16 protein-coding genes and 1 pseudogene are annotated in these 15746 nt (G+C 30.4%); all 17 read left to right on the forward strand.

The genetic code is table 11. The features are described from left to right. The first annotated feature begins 72 nt into the window (after positions 1-72). Positions 73-1179, forward strand: coding sequence for an RNA polymerase sigma factor RpoD (rpoD, locus tag HMPREF3265_RS09430; protein ID WP_011275651.1), 1107 nt, complete (start codon positions 73-75; stop codon positions 1177-1179). Between the two features lie 241 nt (positions 1180-1420). Then, positions 1421-2110, forward strand: coding sequence for a tRNA (adenine(22)-N(1))-methyltransferase (locus tag HMPREF3265_RS09435; RefSeq protein WP_070861496.1), 690 nt, complete (start codon positions 1421-1423; stop codon positions 2108-2110). Further along, complete coding sequence (locus HMPREF3265_RS09440; RefSeq protein WP_070861498.1) at positions 2100-3200, forward strand: Nif3-like dinuclear metal center hexameric protein; 1101 nt, start codon at positions 2100-2102, stop codon at positions 3198-3200. Before HMPREF3265_RS09435 ends, HMPREF3265_RS09440 begins: the two co-directional genes overlap by 11 nt. A gap of 46 nt (positions 3201-3246) precedes the next feature. Beyond that, positions 3247-4593, forward strand: a complete 1347-nt coding sequence (locus HMPREF3265_RS09445) for a DEAD/DEAH box helicase (RefSeq protein ID WP_070861500.1) — start codon at positions 3247-3249, stop codon at positions 4591-4593. 9 nt (positions 4594-4602) lie between these two features. After that, positions 4603-5493 carry a deoxyribonuclease IV gene (locus tag HMPREF3265_RS09450; RefSeq protein ID WP_070861502.1) on the forward strand — a complete coding sequence of 297 codons (891 nt, stop codon included), beginning with the start codon at positions 4603-4605 and terminating at the stop codon, positions 5491-5493. A gap of 247 nt (positions 5494-5740) precedes the next feature. Continuing rightward, positions 5741-6517, forward strand: a complete 777-nt coding sequence (locus HMPREF3265_RS09455) for a metal ABC transporter ATP-binding protein (RefSeq protein WP_037536591.1) — start codon at positions 5741-5743, stop codon at positions 6515-6517. A gap of 62 nt (positions 6518-6579) precedes the next feature. Further along, positions 6580-7442 (forward strand): annotated as a pseudogene (locus HMPREF3265_RS09460) (metal ABC transporter permease). After that, positions 7429-7851 carry a Fur family transcriptional regulator gene (locus tag HMPREF3265_RS09465; RefSeq protein WP_011275658.1) on the forward strand — a complete coding sequence of 141 codons (423 nt, stop codon included), beginning with the start codon at positions 7429-7431 and terminating at the stop codon, positions 7849-7851. Before HMPREF3265_RS09460 ends, HMPREF3265_RS09465 begins: the two are co-directional and overlap by 14 nt. A gap of 456 nt (positions 7852-8307) precedes the next feature. Next, on the forward strand, positions 8308-8907 hold the full coding sequence (locus HMPREF3265_RS09470; protein WP_037558187.1) for a superoxide dismutase: 600 nt from the start codon (positions 8308-8310) through the stop codon (positions 8905-8907). Positions 8908-9034: 127 nt separating this feature from the next. Further along, positions 9035-11080: a peptidoglycan D,D-transpeptidase FtsI family protein gene (locus HMPREF3265_RS09475; RefSeq protein ID WP_070861504.1), complete on the forward strand. Its 2046-nt coding sequence runs from the start codon at positions 9035-9037 to the stop codon at positions 11078-11080. Positions 11081-11197: 117 nt separating this feature from the next. Then, positions 11198-11347: a 50S ribosomal protein L33 gene (gene rpmG, locus HMPREF3265_RS09480; protein ID WP_011275661.1), complete on the forward strand. Its 150-nt coding sequence runs from the start codon at positions 11198-11200 to the stop codon at positions 11345-11347. A 236-nt stretch (positions 11348-11583) separates the two neighbouring features. After that, a complete protein-coding gene (locus HMPREF3265_RS09485) occupies positions 11584-12120 on the forward strand; it encodes a 5-formyltetrahydrofolate cyclo-ligase (protein ID WP_070581602.1) in 537 nt (178 codons plus the stop codon). A gap of 15 nt (positions 12121-12135) precedes the next feature. After that, entirely contained in the window at positions 12136-13593 is a 1458-nt protein-coding gene (locus HMPREF3265_RS09490; protein WP_070861507.1) for a rhomboid family protein, read from the forward strand. Continuing rightward, positions 13577-13780 carry a YqgQ family protein gene (locus HMPREF3265_RS09495; RefSeq protein ID WP_070861509.1) on the forward strand — a complete coding sequence of 68 codons (204 nt, stop codon included), beginning with the start codon at positions 13577-13579 and terminating at the stop codon, positions 13778-13780. The genes HMPREF3265_RS09490 and HMPREF3265_RS09495 overlap by 17 nt, the downstream gene beginning before the upstream one ends. After that, positions 13777-14763: an ROK family glucokinase gene (locus tag HMPREF3265_RS09500; RefSeq protein ID WP_070861510.1), complete on the forward strand. Its 987-nt coding sequence runs from the start codon at positions 13777-13779 to the stop codon at positions 14761-14763. The genes HMPREF3265_RS09495 and HMPREF3265_RS09500 overlap by 4 nt, the downstream gene beginning before the upstream one ends. Beyond that, positions 14763-15086, forward strand: a complete 324-nt coding sequence (locus tag HMPREF3265_RS09505; RefSeq protein WP_011275666.1) for an MTH1187 family thiamine-binding protein — start codon at positions 14763-14765, stop codon at positions 15084-15086. Before HMPREF3265_RS09500 ends, HMPREF3265_RS09505 begins: the two co-directional genes overlap by 1 nt. 1 nt (position 15087) lies before the next feature. Then, positions 15088-15714: an MBL fold metallo-hydrolase gene (locus HMPREF3265_RS09510; protein ID WP_070861511.1), complete on the forward strand. Its 627-nt coding sequence runs from the start codon at positions 15088-15090 to the stop codon at positions 15712-15714. Positions 15715-15746 lie beyond the last annotated feature (32 nt).

Below are 15746 nucleotides of genomic sequence, written 5' to 3' on the forward strand. Positions count from 1 at the left end.
CTTATTATATTGAAATATTATATAATTAAATATCTTGTTTGAAAGCAAATATTACTATTGGGAGGCCTTTTCATGTCTGATAACCAAGTTAAAATTAAAAAACAAACAATAGATCCGACATTAACATTAGAAGATGTTAAGAAACAATTAATCGATAAAGGTAAAAAGGAAGGTCACCTTAGTCATGAGGAAATAGCCGAAAAATTGCAAAATTTCGATATGGATTCTGATCAAATGGATGATTTCTTTGACCAATTAAATGATAATGATATTAGTTTAGTAAATGAGAAAGATAGCTCAGATACTGATGAAAAATTAAACCCAAATGATTTAAGTGCCCCTCCAGGTGTCAAAATTAATGATCCTGTAAGAATGTACTTAAAAGAAATTGGCCGAGTTAATCTACTAAGTGCTCAAGAAGAAATTGAATTAGCTAAACGAATTGAGCAAGGTGATGAGATTGCTAAGTCTAGGTTAGCTGAAGCTAATTTACGACTAGTTGTAAGTATCGCAAAAAGATATGTTGGACGTGGCATGTTATTCCTTGATTTAATTCAAGAGGGCAACATGGGATTAATAAAAGCTGTTGAGAAATTTGATTTTAGCAAAGGATTTAAATTCTCCACTTATGCAACTTGGTGGATTCGACAAGCAATTACAAGAGCGATTGCCGACCAAGCACGTACAATTAGAATTCCAGTCCACATGGTTGAAACAATTAATAAGTTAATACGTGTTCAAAGACAATTATTACAAGATTTAGGTCGTGATCCTGCACCTGAAGAAATCGGAGAAGAGATGGATTTACCTCCAGAAAAAGTACGTGAAATTCTTAAAATTGCTCAAGAACCAGTATCATTAGAAACGCCAATAGGTGAGGAAGATGATAGTCATTTAGGTGACTTCATTGAAGACCAAGAGGCGCAAAGTCCATCTGACCATGCAGCTTACGAACTTTTAAAAGAACAATTAGAAGATGTTTTAGATACGCTTACTGACCGTGAAGAAAATGTTTTACGCTTAAGATTTGGTTTAGACGATGGTCGAACAAGAACACTTGAAGAAGTTGGTAAAGTCTTTGGTGTTACACGTGAAAGAATTCGTCAAATTGAAGCAAAAGCACTAAGAAAACTTAGACACCCAAGTCGAAGTAAGAGATTAAAGGACTTTATGGATTAATTTTAATAATTCGAGTTAAAACTTTATTTATTTTCAATGCTCATAGAGTACTTAACGTTTAAAATTTTGAAATATTCATTTCAATTAATTAGTTAATTTGTAGCATTTACTAATTAATGATTCTATTATCTACCATGATAATTCAATTCTATTTTAAACGTTACTATATTGAGCTAAAGAGAATTTTAGGCTGAGACACTTAACTTTGTCCCAGTCTCTTTTTATAGTAAAGGAGATACCTATGATAACTTTAAATCAAAGATTAACTTCTGTTTGCAATTACCTTGTTCCTGGAAAATTGGCTGACATTGGTTCTGACCATGCATATCTTCCAATTTATGCAATTCAAAATAATTTAATCTCTAGTGCTATTGCTGGAGAAGTTATTAAAGGTCCATATGAAGCAGCAAGAAAAAATGTATTAGTAAATCAACTTAATGATGTAATTGATGTTCGATTAGGGGATGGATTGAGTGTTATAAGCAAAAGCGAATCAATACAGAATATAACTATTTGTGGTATGGGCGGTCCGTTAATTGCTAAAATATTAAAAGAAGGAAAAGAGCATCTAGTTCAAGGTCCTAGACTAGTTCTACAAAGTAACATTCAGACTGAAGCATTAAGATATACTTTAATGTCTATCAACTATCACATTGTTGATGAGATTATTATGGAAGAAAAAGGACATATTTACGAAATAGTTGTAGCTGAATACAATACTACTAGTGAAAATTTGAATAATAAAGAATTAAAATTTGGACCTAAGCTATTACAAAAGAAAAATGAAATTTTTTATAAGAAATGGAATCATGAATTAGAAGCACTTAAACATATTCGCAATCAATTGAATTCAGAGTCACATCATGAGAGACTTAAAGAAATAGAGAATGTTATATCATTAATTACTGAGGTGTTAAATTATGAAGATTAAAGAGTTAATGTCTATTGTTGATAATCACGTTCCTCTCAAAACAGCAGAAAGTTGGGACAACGTTGGATTACTTATAGGTAATAATGAATCTGAAATCAATGGTATTTTAACTACTCTGGATTGTACCGACTCAATTGTTAACCAAGCAATAGATAATGGTTACAACACGATTATCGCTCATCATCCACTCATTTTTAAGGGAGTAAAATCAATTATTGATGATGGTTATGGACAATTAATTCAAAAAATTATTCGTCATGATATTAACCTCATTGCTCTACACACGAACCTTGATAACCACGTTAATGGTGTAAACCAAATGCTAGCTAATAAATTAAAGTTAAACAATATACAATTTTTAACACAAGAAAATGAAACCTATTTTAAAGTTCAGACTTATATACCTAAGGAAGATATAGAAACCTTTAAAAATAGTCTTGATCAAGTAGGACTTGCAAAAGAAGGTAATTATGAATATTGTTTTTATGAAACTGAGGGTCGCGGTCAGTTCAAACCTGTAGGTGAAGCTAAACCATATTTAGGTCAAATAAACAATATTGAATACGTGAACGAAGTTAAAATTGAATTTATGATTAAAGATAGTCAATATGAATTAGCTGAAAAAGCAATTATTAGCAACCATCCTTATGAAACGCCAGTTTATGATTTTATTAAAATGACTAAAACTGCTAATTATGGCCTTGGTAAAATCGGGAATATGGAAGAAGCAATGCCATTAGCTGAATTTGTGAAATTTGTGAAAAAGCAGCTTGATATACCTAGTGTTAGATATACTGGTGATTCTGGTAAACTCATTCGAAATGTAGCAATTATTGGTGGCTCTGGAATTGGATTTGAATCACTTGCCTTCAATAAGGGTGCTGATATCTTTATAACAGGGGACGTTAAACACCATGATGCACTTGATGCACAGACTAACGGCATAACCATTTTAGATATTAATCATTATAGTGAATATGTAATGAGAGAGGGACTTAAAGATTTATTGAAGCATTGGTTAAATACTAAAAATGTAAACTTCCCAATTGAAGCTTCTAATATTAATACAGACCCATTCAAATATAGCTAAAAAAATTTAATCAACATCAATTGAATATTTTAAGGAGGCCTAATCGATGGCAACTCATCCATTTGAGTTATTTAATTTAGACTCAAAACTTATAGAAGCAATTAAAGATTTAAAATTTGAAAAACCAACTGAAATTCAAAATAGAATAATTCCTAGAATTAAAAAAGGAGTTAATTTAATAGGTCAATCTCAAACAGGTACAGGGAAATCGCATGCATTTTTATTACCTTTAATGGATAAAATAGACGTTGAAAATAAAGAACCTCAATCTATCGTGGTGGCACCTACAAGAGAATTAGCACAACAGTTATATCATGCAGCAAGCCATCTAGCTACTTTTAAACAGGGCGTTAAAGTTAGTTTATTTATTGGTGGTACAGATATTGAAAAAGATAGACAGCGTACAAGTAATCAACCGCAATTAGTAATAGGAACACCAACTAGAATTAATGATTTAGCTCAAAGTGGTCATTTACATGCGCACTTAGCATCTTATCTTATAGTTGATGAAGCTGATTTAATGATTGATTTAGGATTAATTGAAGATGTAGATTTAATTGCATCACGTCTTGATGAAAATGCACATATAGCTGTCTTCAGTGCTACTATACCTAAATCCTTACAACCATTTTTAAATAAATATCTTAGTAATCCTGAGTATGTAGAAGTTGATTCTAAATCTCAAAATAAAAAAAATATCGAATTTTATCTAATTCCAACTAAAGGTAGTGAAAAAGTAGATAAAACACTTCAATTAATTAATATTTTAAATCCGTACTTATGTATTGTATTTTGTAATAGTAGAGATAATGCGGATGAATTAGCTAATTCATTAAATGCAGCCGGTATTAAAGTTGGCATGATACACGGTGGTTTAACACCTAAAGAGCGTAAGCAACAAATGAAACGTATACGTAATTTAGAATTTCAATTTGTTATCGCAAGTGATTTAGCTTCTCGAGGTATAGACATTGAAGGCGTTAGTCATGTTATTAATTTTGACGTACCTAAAGATATTGACTTCTTTACACACCGTGTGGGTAGAACAGGTAGAGGTAATTATAGAGGTGTGGCAATAACACTTTATAGTCCGGATGAAGAACATTTAATCACACTAATTGAAGATAAAGGCTACCATTTTGAAAATGTTGATGTGAAAAATAATGAATTAACACCAATTAAAGCACATAATACTCGACGTAAGCGTGTAAGAAAAGACGATCACTTAACGAACGAAGTAAAACATAAAGTGCGAAGTAAGACTAAAAATAAAGTCAAACCAGGTTATAAAAAGAAATTCAAACAAGAAGTCGAAAGAATGAAGAGACAAGAAAGAAAACAATTTAGTAAAAGACAAAATAGACAACAACGAAAAAATAATAAAAAGGGTTAGGTGAAAGCAATGTTACTTGGGTCACATGTTTCTATGAGTGGTAAAAAGATGTTAGAAGGTTCTGCAGAAGAAGCACACAAATTTGGTGAGTCTACATTTATGATTTATACTGGCGCACCTCAAAATACAAGAAGAAAGAGCATAGAGGATTTAAATATCGAAAAAGGACATGAAGCCATGGATAAATATGGTTTATCTAATTTAGTCGTCCATGCTCCATATATTATAAACATCGCTAACACTACTAAACCGGAAGTCTTTCAATTAGGGGTAGATTTCCTTCAAAATGAAATTGAACGAACACAAGCTTTAGGTGCTAAAGATATTGTTCTACATCCTGGTTCACATGTTGGCGCTGGTGCTGATAAAGGTATTCAACAGATTATTAAAGGATTGAATGAAGTTTTAACTCATGATAATGATGTGCGCATCGCTCTAGAAACTATGGCTGGAAAAGGATCTGAAGTTGGACGAAGTTTTGAGGAAATCGCACAAATTATTGACGGGGTTACTCATAATGATCGACTATCAATTTGTTTCGATACATGTCACACTCATGATGCTGGATATAACATTAAAGAGGAATTCGATGGTGTATTAAATGAATTTGATAAAATTATTGGCTTAGATCGAATAAAAGTGGTTCATGTTAATGATAGTAAAAATGAGCAAGGTGCTCATAAAGATAGACACGAAAATATTGGATTCGGTCACATTGGATTTGACGCATTAAATTATGTAGTACACCATGATGTTTTCAAGGATATACCTAAAATTTTAGAAACACCCTATGTTGGTGAAGATAAAAAAAATAAGAAACCACCTTATAAATTTGAAATAGAGATGTTAAAAGCACAACAATTTGATTCAGAATTAAAATATAAAATTCTTCAGCAATAATTATTATTAATTGGAAGTGAATCAAATATTAATATTTAAGGCTATGATGTAATAAAACAATAGCTGTATAACCTTAAAAGGCGTTAAACCATAACTCTTCACAGACTTAATAATTTTCTCAGGAGTGATACAATTAATTTTACAATAATTCAGTATCGCTCCATTTTATTATCTATTAAATCAAGTCGTAAACATTACTATTTACAACTTCTAAACTTAACTGTATAGTATTAAACGAGGTGAAATAATGAATCAACCTGTTTTTGAATTAAAAAATATCGATTATCAATTTGATAATAAACAAGTTTTAGAAAATATTAATATACACATAAATAAAGGTGAATTTTTAGCAATTGTGGGTCCCAATGGAGCAGGTAAGTCTACTTTACTAAAAATCATATTAGGGTTGCTTCCGTTGCAAAAGGGCGAAATATATATAGATGGAAAATCATATAAAAAGCAAAATCAATCTGCTTTAAAGATTAGTTACGTATCACAAAAAGCTACAGCTTTTAATGCTGGATTTCCAGCAAGTGTTAAAGAAGTGGTACTTAGTGGTCTTACTAAAACAAAAAAGTTATTTCAAAAGTTTAATAAAAAAGATGAAGCACTTGTCGATGACGTTTTAACTAGATTAAATATCAATCATCTTATCAACAAGAATATTGCAGAACTTTCCGGCGGACAACAACAGCGTGTATTAATTGCGAGAGCTTTAATCTCCAATCCTTCTGTCTTAGTTTTAGATGAACCTACAAATGGTATTGATGCAAAACATGTAAGTGAATTTTATGAAACGCTTGAAAGATTAAAAGATGAAGGTATAACGATTATATTAGTAACACATGACATTGGCGTTGTAGCTGATACAGCAACAAAAGTAGCATGCTTAAATAAGCATTTACATTTCCATGGATCAACCGAGGACTTCAAAAAATTAGACGAAGTTGAAATTTCTAAAATTTATGGTCACCCCATTAAATTTGTAGATCATCAACATAATAGAGAATGTTGTGAAGTTTAAAATTTAATATATTAGGAGTAACAAAATGAATGTATTAATTAAACAAGTGAGTAGTGATATCCATGATTGAAGCGTTATTAAATTTCGACTTCATGAGATATTCATTACTTAGTGGTATTTTAATTGGATTTATTGCACCTTTAATTGGTGCTTTTATAGTTGTAAGAAGATTATCTTTGATTGCAGATGCGCTTAGCCATGTTACACTAGGCGGTATCTCATTTGGCATGTTTATACTAACTTTGTCACCCGCACTAGCTATTATTAATCCGATGTGGTTTGGTATATTATATGCTATTGTAGGTGCGCTTTTAATTGAAAAGTTAAGAACATCGTATTCTAACTATCAAGAGATTGCCATACCAATTATTATGAGCACAGGGATTGCACTAAGTGCCATTTTTATTTCTCTTGCAGATGGATTTAACCAAGAAATTGTAGGTTTACTATTTGGTTCCATAAGTGCGGTCAGTCTTAGTGATTTTTTAACGGTTGTAGTTATAGCAATTGTCGTTGTTTTATTTATTACTTTATTTTATAAAGAATTATTTATACTTTCATTTGACGAAGAATATAGTAGAGTTGTAAATATTCCTAAATGGATTCAATTTTTATTTATTGTTATCGTGGCTATGGTAATTTCTGCTTCAATGAGAGTGGTTGGCATACTTTTAGTCAGTGCATTAATAACATTACCCATTGCTATAGCAATGAGAATAACTAAGGGTTTCAAACAATTAATCATTTTAAGTGTCATAATTGGCGAATTTTCAGTTATAATGGGCCTTGTTTTAGCATTTTATATGAATATTTCACCGGGTGGTGTTATTGTAGTACTATTAGTTTTATTATTAGGACTTACAATGTTATTCCAAAAATCAATTGTAAGACTTAAAAAGGGGCAATAACTTATGAATACAAATGATGCAATTAAAATTTTAAAAGATAATGGTTTGAAATATACTAAGAAACGTGAAGATATGATTAATATTTTTGTTAAAGAAGATAAATACATTAATGCAAAACATATTCAACAACAATTAGACAAAGATTATCCAGGTATTTCTTTCGATACAATTTATCGTAATTTACATTTATTTAAAGACTTAAAAATTATTGAGAGTACTGAATTAGATGGTGAAATGAAATTTAGAATTGCTTGTATGAATCATCACCATCATCACTTTATTTGTGAAAATTGTGGTGATACTAAAGTTATTGATTTTTGTCCAATTGATCAAATAAAGGTGTATCTACCTAATGTAGATATTCACACCCATAAACTAGAAGTTTATGGCGTATGTGAAGAGTGTCAAAAACAAAACTCAAAATAAAATTTTTTGAAATATAAATATCAATTGTTTTTACTAATACACTTAAATAATTTAATAATGAATTATTGTAAGACAAAATTGCAAATATATATTAGCAATCTAAACTGAGAAAGTGTTAATTGTAGCTTTCTCAGTTTTTTTGAGTCAGTCGACTGAAAATTCCATTAAAGAATTAATAGATTAACAAAATAGAAAACAAATCATATTTTAATTCAATTTAACAATCTTAAAATTAAATGTAATTAAAAAATTTTGATATACATAGGTCAAAAGTAGGAGTTATTTAAAAATAACCAATTATAGTTTGTAATTATGTTTAAAAGTTATCATTTTGAGTTATATTATAAAAGTAAGTTAATAATAAGCGTATTAATATTAGTTGCAAGCAAATATTTTGTTGCTTAGTTAATAACTTGTTATTATAAATGTAACGAATTTTTAGGAGGATGATTAATTATGGCTTTTGAATTACCAAATTTACCATATGCAGCAGATGCATTAGAACCACACATTGACAAACAAACTATGGAAATCCATCATGACAAACATCACAACACTTATGTTACCAAATTAAATTCTGCAGTTGAGGGAACAGATCTTGAATCTAAATCAATTGAAGAAATTGTTGCTAACTTAGATAGTGTACCTGAAGATATTCAAACAGCTGTTCGTAATAATGGTGGCGGACACTTAAATCACTCATTATTCTGGGAATTATTAACTCCTAATTCTGAAGAAAAAGGTACTGTTGTTGATAAAATCAAAGAACAATGGGGCTCTTTAGATGAATTCAAAAAAGAATTCGCTGACAAAGCAGCAGCTCGTTTCGGTTCAGGTTGGGCATGGTTAGTTGTTAACAATGGTCAATTAGAAATTGTTACTACACCTAACCAAGATAACCCATTAACTGAAGGTAAAACACCTATCTTAGGTTTAGATGTTTGGGAACACGCTTATTACCTTAAATATCAAAACAAACGTCCAGATTATATTAGTGCTTTCTGGAATGTTGTTAACTGGGAAAAAGTTGACGAATTATACAATGCAACAAAATAATTCTATATTTCCTAATTAATTTGTGGCCTCTATAAGAGGCCACTTTTTTTATTAAAATGATGGTAATATGTTTAATTTTCATATATCATTTATGAGTAAACATGTTTAATAATTGAGGTAGGTTATCTTGCTTAAAAGGTTAAAGGAAAAGTCTAATGATGAAAAAATAAAGCACACAATGAATAAACGAATAAGTTTTGTGTTTGGTGCTATTGTAGTTATATTTGGAATTATAGTTTTAAGGTTAGGATATTTACAAATTGCGCAAGGCTCCCATTATAGCCAACTAGTAAAAAACGATGAAAACATAACTGTAAATGAATCTGTTCCTAGGGGAAGAATTCTTGATAGGAATGGAAAAGTATTAGTAGATAATGCTTCTAAACTAACGATTACATACACAAGATCTAGGAAAACAAGTCAAAAAGATATGCTCGATACTGCAAAAAAATTGTCATCTCTTATTACTATGAAAACTGACAAAATTACTGAAAGAGATAAACAAGATTTTTGGATTCAAAAACATCAAGATGAAGTAGACAAATTAATGAAAAAAGAAACTTCAATGTTAAATGAAGGTAGTATTACCCAAGATCAATATGATAAACAATTATATAAAAAAGTTGGAGACAAACAAATTAATAGTTTATCAAAAAAAGACTTGCAAGTTTTAGCAATTTATCGTGAAATGTCTGCAGGTTCTACCATGAACCCGCAAACAATTAAGAATGAAGATGTAAGTGAAAAAGAATATGCTGCAGTGTCACAGCAACTTGATAGTCTTCCAGGTGTAAATACAACTATGGATTGGGACCGAAGCTATCCTTATGGAGATACATTAAGAAATATATTTGGTAGTGTATCTACATCAAGTGAAGGTATTCCTAAAGAATTGACCGAACAATATTTAGCTAAAGGTTATTCTCGAAATGATAGAGTTGGTAAATCTTATTTAGAATATCAATATGAAGATATATTACGTGGTAAGAAAAAAGAAATGAAATATACTACTGATAAATCTGGAAAAGTCATAAACTCTGAAGTAATCAATCCTGGATCTAGAGGCGATGATTTACAGTTAACAATTGATATAGACTTACAGAAAAAAGTAGAATCTTTATTAGAAAGTCAAATCAAGACGTTACGCAGTCAAGGTGCTAAAGATATGGATAACGCGCTTATTGTAGTGCAAAATCCTAAAAATGGCGATATTTTAGCTATGGCAGGAAAACAAATCGATAAAAATGGTAAGCTAACAGATTATGATTTAGGAAACTTTACTGGTCAATTTGCAGTTGGTTCTTCAGTAAAAGGTGGAACCCTATTAGCTGGATATCAAAATAATGCGATTAAAGTTGGCGAGGAAATGATAGATGAGCCACTTCATTTTAAAGGTGGATTAACAAAACGCTCATACTTTAATAAAAATGATAAAGTCAGAATTAATGATAAAGAAGCATTAATGCACTCTTCAAACGTATATATGTTTAAAACTGCTCTTAAATTAGCCGGAGATCCTTACTATAGTGGAATGGGCTTACCTACAGATATAAGTGAAGCTGGCAAGAAATTAAGAAAAGGACTTAATCAAGTCGGATTGGGAGTTAAAACAGGTATTGACTTGCCAAATGAAACAATTGGTCAAATTGAACCATTAACAAACAATTCAGGCAATTACCTTGATTTATCAATTGGTCAATATGACACATATAGTCCAATTCAATTATCACAGTACGTTTCTACAATAGCTAATGATGGTTATAGAATTCAACCGCACATTGGATTAGCAATTCATGATGCTACAAATAGTGATGACATTGGACCTGTTAAACAAAAAATCAAAGGTAATGTATTAAACAAAGTAAATAATTCTGAAGATGAAATTAATGAAGTTCAAAAAGGATTTGAGATGGCATTCAATAAGCAAGATGGAACAGGTTATTCAAGTTTCCACAAAACTAAAGTACCATCTGCAGGAAAAACAGGTACTGCTGAAGTATTCCAAGATGGTGAATCTAGAGTTAATTCAACATATATAGGTTATGCACCTATCAAAAATCCTAAACTATCATTCTCGATTGTATATACAAATCAACCTGTCCCACCACCATGGTTAAATGGTGGAGACCTAGGAAGAGATGTAATTAATTATTACTTTGACGATAAAAAATAACTATTTTACTTTTAATGAATTGAAAGTTTTTAGAGCATCAAAAATAATACTTTTCAATTTTTAAACTAAGTGGTATGATTATAAAGTCGTATTTAGAAAAGGTAAGGAGGATTTAACATGCGCGTAAATGTAACATTAGCTTGTACAGAATGTGGAGATAGAAACTACATTTCTACTAAAAACAAAAGAACTAATCCTGAACGTGTTGAAATGAAAAAATATTGTTCACGTGATAATAAACACACTTTACACCGTGAAACTAAATAATAACTCATCTAAAGAGTTTGTTTCAAAAATAATTTTATAAGACTACATTGCTAATTTGCAGTAGCCGACTTGAGCCGAAAAACGCTAAAGTTGCGTTTTTTGGCTCAAGTCATCCTTACAGGGGCAAGACTATGAATCCATAATGGATTCTGTCTAGCTCCTTTTTTATTTCATATAAATGACATCCTCTTTTAATAACGTTATAATATATATAGTGTCTAGAGAGTGGGGATGTTATGAGTAAAAAAGAGATTAGAAAAGAAATATTATCTCAAATGAAACAATTAGAAAAAGAACACAAACTTCGTGCAGACGCATGGTTGAAGAATCAATTAATCAATAATACTGAATATAAAAACGCGAAAAGAATAGGTATTGTTTTATCTATGCCTCATGAAGTAGATACTTATCCCATCATCGAAACGATGTTAACTTATGATAAGAAAGTCTTTGTTCCTAATACAAACTACAAATTAAAAGAAATGAATTTTAAACAGCTACTATCTTTAAACCAACTTGAAAAGGATGAAAAAGGCTTATTATATGTTAATGATGACACTGAAATTACTGATCAATTAGATTTAATTGTTGTTCCTGGAGTTGCTTTTAGAGATGATGGTTATCGAATAGGTTATGGTGGAGGATATTATGATCGCTTCTTAAGTGATTCAAATGCCAATACTATTAGTTTAATTTATGACCTACAATTAACACAGTTTGATATCGAATCCCATGATCAACCTGTTGAAAAATTAATAATTTTCAATACTTAAATTTTGGAGGAATTAATGGATACAGAAAAATACTTCTGGAAGTCTATCTATTATTTTATAAAATATTACAATTATCACATTGTAAATATTGATAAAAATGATACTGAAATTTGGCTTATACATAAAAAGAAAAACAAGCTAGTGATATTTAGGAAAGATATCGCTTCTAACCAAGAAATTCAGTTTGATAAAGCTAAAATGTTGGATAATTATCAACAATATGAGGATGACCTCAATTTTAAATTAAAAAGCGTTAAATATTATTATTTCACAGATCAAATATTTGATAATATCAAATCCGCTGACTCTAGTCCCATTAAAATAGAAAGCATGAGTATTTCAAATAACAATGATTTACATAAATTGATTCATAATAATATATTAACTAAATTAATGTTTAGACAAGATAACAAACTATCAAATTACTATAAACGACGTGTATTGTCACAAAACCCAATTGATAAACATATTTTGCGTTTTACACCTATGACATATGGGTTAATCATAATTAACGTTTTGATATGGCTAATAATGATTCTTTATCTAAATCATTTTTCCGATGTTAAATTGTTAGATTTAGGTGGATTAGTACACTTTAACGACGTTCATGGTGAATGGTATCGTCTAATAACATCCATGTTTCTACACTTTAATTTTGAGCACATTTTAATGAATATGCTATCATTATTTATTTTCGGTAAGATAGTCGAATCTATAGTCGGCCCATTAAGAATGCTAGGGATTTATGTAATTTCTGGTTTACTCGGAAATTTTATTTCACTATCATTTAATCTTCATACTGTATCTGTAGGTGCTAGCGGAGCTATTTTCGGGCTAATAGGCTCAATTTTTGCAATGATGTTTGTAAGTAAGACCTATTCTAGAAAAACAATTGGTCAAATGTTAATCGCATTATTAGTGCTAATTGCTTTATCATTATTTATGTCTAATATTAATATTATGGCTCATCTAGGAGGATTTATTGGTGGTGTTTTAATCACTTTAATTGGTTATTATTTCACACACAACCGTAATTTATTTTGGATTTTCTTAATTATATTGCTTGTTTTGTTTGTTGCATTACAGGTAAGAATTTTTACTATTAAAGAAGAAAATATTTATGATAAATTAATTGAGGATGCTATATTAGACTATAATTATAAAGAGGCAAGTTCAATTGTAAACCATACAATTGACAAAGGTTATGATGACGATCGAACGTATTATTTAAAGGGGCTTATAACAGCAGCTACAAGTTCTAGAGCAGAGGGCATGGCGGATTGGGAACGCGGTTTAAAAAACCATCCAAATTCTGGTCTTTTGAACTATGAACTTGCAATTGCTAATAGAGCACTTGATGATAATGAAAAAGCACTCAAATATGTAAAAAAAGCTTTAACTATTAATTCTGACAATAATGATTATAAAAATTTAAAAAAAGAGTTGGATCAATCAAATGAATCGAGAAATTAAAAATTTCTATGATGTATTACAGCTTTTAAAGCATTATGGATTTATTATCTATTTTAAAAATCCAAACGATATGTATGAAATGATGCTACAAGAAATAAAATCATTATATCATTACGAACTACTATCTAAAGATGAATACCTAAAATGTATTTTATTAATTAAACAAAGAAGGAATGAGCATAAATGAAAGATATTATTTTAGCAGCAGATATTGGTGGAACAACTTGTAAACTTGGAATATTCAATGGGGAACTCGAACAACTACACAAATGGTCTATTAAAACAGATACGTCTGACCACACGGGCAAAACATTATTAAAGAATATCTATGATTCATTTAACGAAACACTTTCAACTCACCAATTAAAAATTGATGATGTCATTGGTGTTGGAATTGGTGTACCAGGGCCTGTTGATTTTGAAACTGGCATTGTTAATGGGGCAGTTAATTTGCATTGGCCAGATAGTGTAAATGTTCGACAAATATTTAGTGAATTTATTAACTGTCCTGTTTATGTTGATAATGATGCTAATGTAGCGGCATTAGGAGAAAAACATAAAGGTGCAGGCCAAGGTGCTGACGATGTAGTTGCTATAACATTAGGTACCGGTTTAGGCGGAGGTATTATCTCTAATGGTGAACTTGTCCATGGTCATAATGGATCAGGTGCAGAAATAGGTCACATCAGAACAGATTTTGATCAACGCTTTAATTGTAATTGTGGTAAATCAGGTTGTATAGAAACTGTTGCTTCTGCTACTGGTGTCGTTAATTTGGTTAATTTTTATTATCCAAAATTAACGTTTAAATCATCAATATTACCGTTAATAAAAGACAATAAAGTTACAGCTAAAGCCGTATTTGATGCCGCTAAAGCCGGTGATCAATTCTGTATCTTTATTACTGAAAAAGTGGCAAACCACATCGCTTATTTATGTAGTATTATTAGCGCAACAAGCAACCCCAAATACATCGTTTTAGGTGGAGGTATGTCAACAGCTGGTTTGATTTTAATCGAAAATATTAAAACTGAGTACCACAACTTAACATTCACTCCCGCTCAAAAAGATACTGAAATTGTTCAAGCTCAACTAGGAAATGATGCAGGAATAACTGGTGCAGCAGGGCTAATTAAAACATATATATTAGAAAAGGGTGGTGTTAAATAATGGCTATTGTTGATGTAGTTATTATTCCAGTTGGAACTGAAGGACCAAGTGTTAGTAAATATATTGCAGAGATACAAATGAAATTAGAAAGTTTTAAACAAGAAGGAAAAATTGATTATCAATTAACCCCAATGAATACTCTAATCGAAGGGGATTTAAAAGACTTATTCGAAGTAGTACAAGCAATCCATGAATTGCCATTTAATAAAGGTATTGATAGAGTTTGTACAAACTTACGTATAGATGATAGACGCGATAAATCTCGTAAAATGAATGATAAACTAAAATCAGTTCAAAAACATATCGATAATCAAGGAGAATAATATGAAAATCTCAAGCTTAACTTTAGGATTGGTAGATACTAATGCATATTTTATTGAGAATGAAGAAAGTGTTATATTAATCGATCCTGCTGGTGAACCAGATAAGATTTTTAAAAAATTAAATCAAATTAACAAACCATTAAAAGCAATTTTATTAACACATGCGCACTTTGATCATATTGGTGCATTAGACGATGTCATTAATAAATATGAAGTACCTTTATACATGAATAAAGAGGAGTTTAGTTTTCTAAAGGATTCTGATAAAAATGGTTCTGCTAAGTTTAAGCAATATGGTATGCCTTTAATTACTAGTAACGTCAAACCAAACCAATTAGATGAAGGTGAGTCCAATATTGAAGGATTTAAATTCAATGTACTGCATACTCCTGGTCATTCTCCTGGAAGTTTGACGTATGTATTTGAGGATTTCGCAGTAGTCGGTGACACGTTATTTAACAATGGTATAGGTCGTACTGACTTATATCGCGGTGATTATGAAACACTGGTTGATTCTATTAAAGATAAATTATTTGAATTAGAAGGCGATTTACCATTATTCCCTGGCCATGGTCCATATACAACAGTCGATGACGAGCAATTAAATCCATTTTTAGATGGCCAATAAAATAAAGTAATTTCTTCACCTCTTACGTTTAT

It is taken from the genome of Staphylococcus sp. HMSC62B09 (assembly GCF_001839115.1).
In the GTDB taxonomy this organism is placed as follows: domain Bacteria; phylum Bacillota; class Bacilli; order Staphylococcales; family Staphylococcaceae; genus Staphylococcus; species Staphylococcus haemolyticus.

What these genes read in the sequence shown, in the direction of transcription:
- HMPREF3265_RS09455 (WP_037536591.1), top strand. Translation starts at nt 5,741, where the DNA reads ATGAATCAACCTGTTTTTGAATTAAAAAATATCGATTATCAATTTGAT.
- HMPREF3265_RS09450 (WP_070861502.1), top strand. Translation starts at nt 4,603, where the DNA reads ATGTTACTTGGGTCACATGTTTCTATGAGTGGTAAAAAGATGTTAGAA.
- HMPREF3265_RS09435 (WP_070861496.1), top strand. Translation starts at nt 1,421, where the DNA reads ATGATAACTTTAAATCAAAGATTAACTTCTGTTTGCAATTACCTTGTT.
- HMPREF3265_RS09485 (WP_070581602.1), top strand. Translation starts at nt 11,584, where the DNA reads ATGAGTAAAAAAGAGATTAGAAAAGAAATATTATCTCAAATGAAACAA.
- rpmG (WP_011275661.1), top strand. Translation starts at nt 11,198, where the DNA reads ATGCGCGTAAATGTAACATTAGCTTGTACAGAATGTGGAGATAGAAAC.
- HMPREF3265_RS09490 (WP_070861507.1), top strand. Translation starts at nt 12,136, where the DNA reads ATGGATACAGAAAAATACTTCTGGAAGTCTATCTATTATTTTATAAAA.
- HMPREF3265_RS09440 (WP_070861498.1), top strand. Translation starts at nt 2,100, where the DNA reads ATGAAGATTAAAGAGTTAATGTCTATTGTTGATAATCACGTTCCTCTC.
- HMPREF3265_RS09505 (WP_011275666.1), top strand. Translation starts at nt 14,763, where the DNA reads ATGGCTATTGTTGATGTAGTTATTATTCCAGTTGGAACTGAAGGACCA.
- HMPREF3265_RS09510 (WP_070861511.1), top strand. Translation starts at nt 15,088, where the DNA reads ATGAAAATCTCAAGCTTAACTTTAGGATTGGTAGATACTAATGCATAT.
- HMPREF3265_RS09445 (WP_070861500.1), top strand. Translation starts at nt 3,247, where the DNA reads ATGGCAACTCATCCATTTGAGTTATTTAATTTAGACTCAAAACTTATA.
- HMPREF3265_RS09465 (WP_011275658.1), top strand. Translation starts at nt 7,429, where the DNA reads ATGAATACAAATGATGCAATTAAAATTTTAAAAGATAATGGTTTGAAA.
- rpoD (WP_011275651.1), top strand. Translation starts at nt 73, where the DNA reads ATGTCTGATAACCAAGTTAAAATTAAAAAACAAACAATAGATCCGACA.
- HMPREF3265_RS09500 (WP_070861510.1), top strand. Translation starts at nt 13,777, where the DNA reads ATGAAAGATATTATTTTAGCAGCAGATATTGGTGGAACAACTTGTAAA.
- HMPREF3265_RS09495 (WP_070861509.1), top strand. Translation starts at nt 13,577, where the DNA reads ATGAATCGAGAAATTAAAAATTTCTATGATGTATTACAGCTTTTAAAG.
- HMPREF3265_RS09470 (WP_037558187.1), top strand. Translation starts at nt 8,308, where the DNA reads ATGGCTTTTGAATTACCAAATTTACCATATGCAGCAGATGCATTAGAA.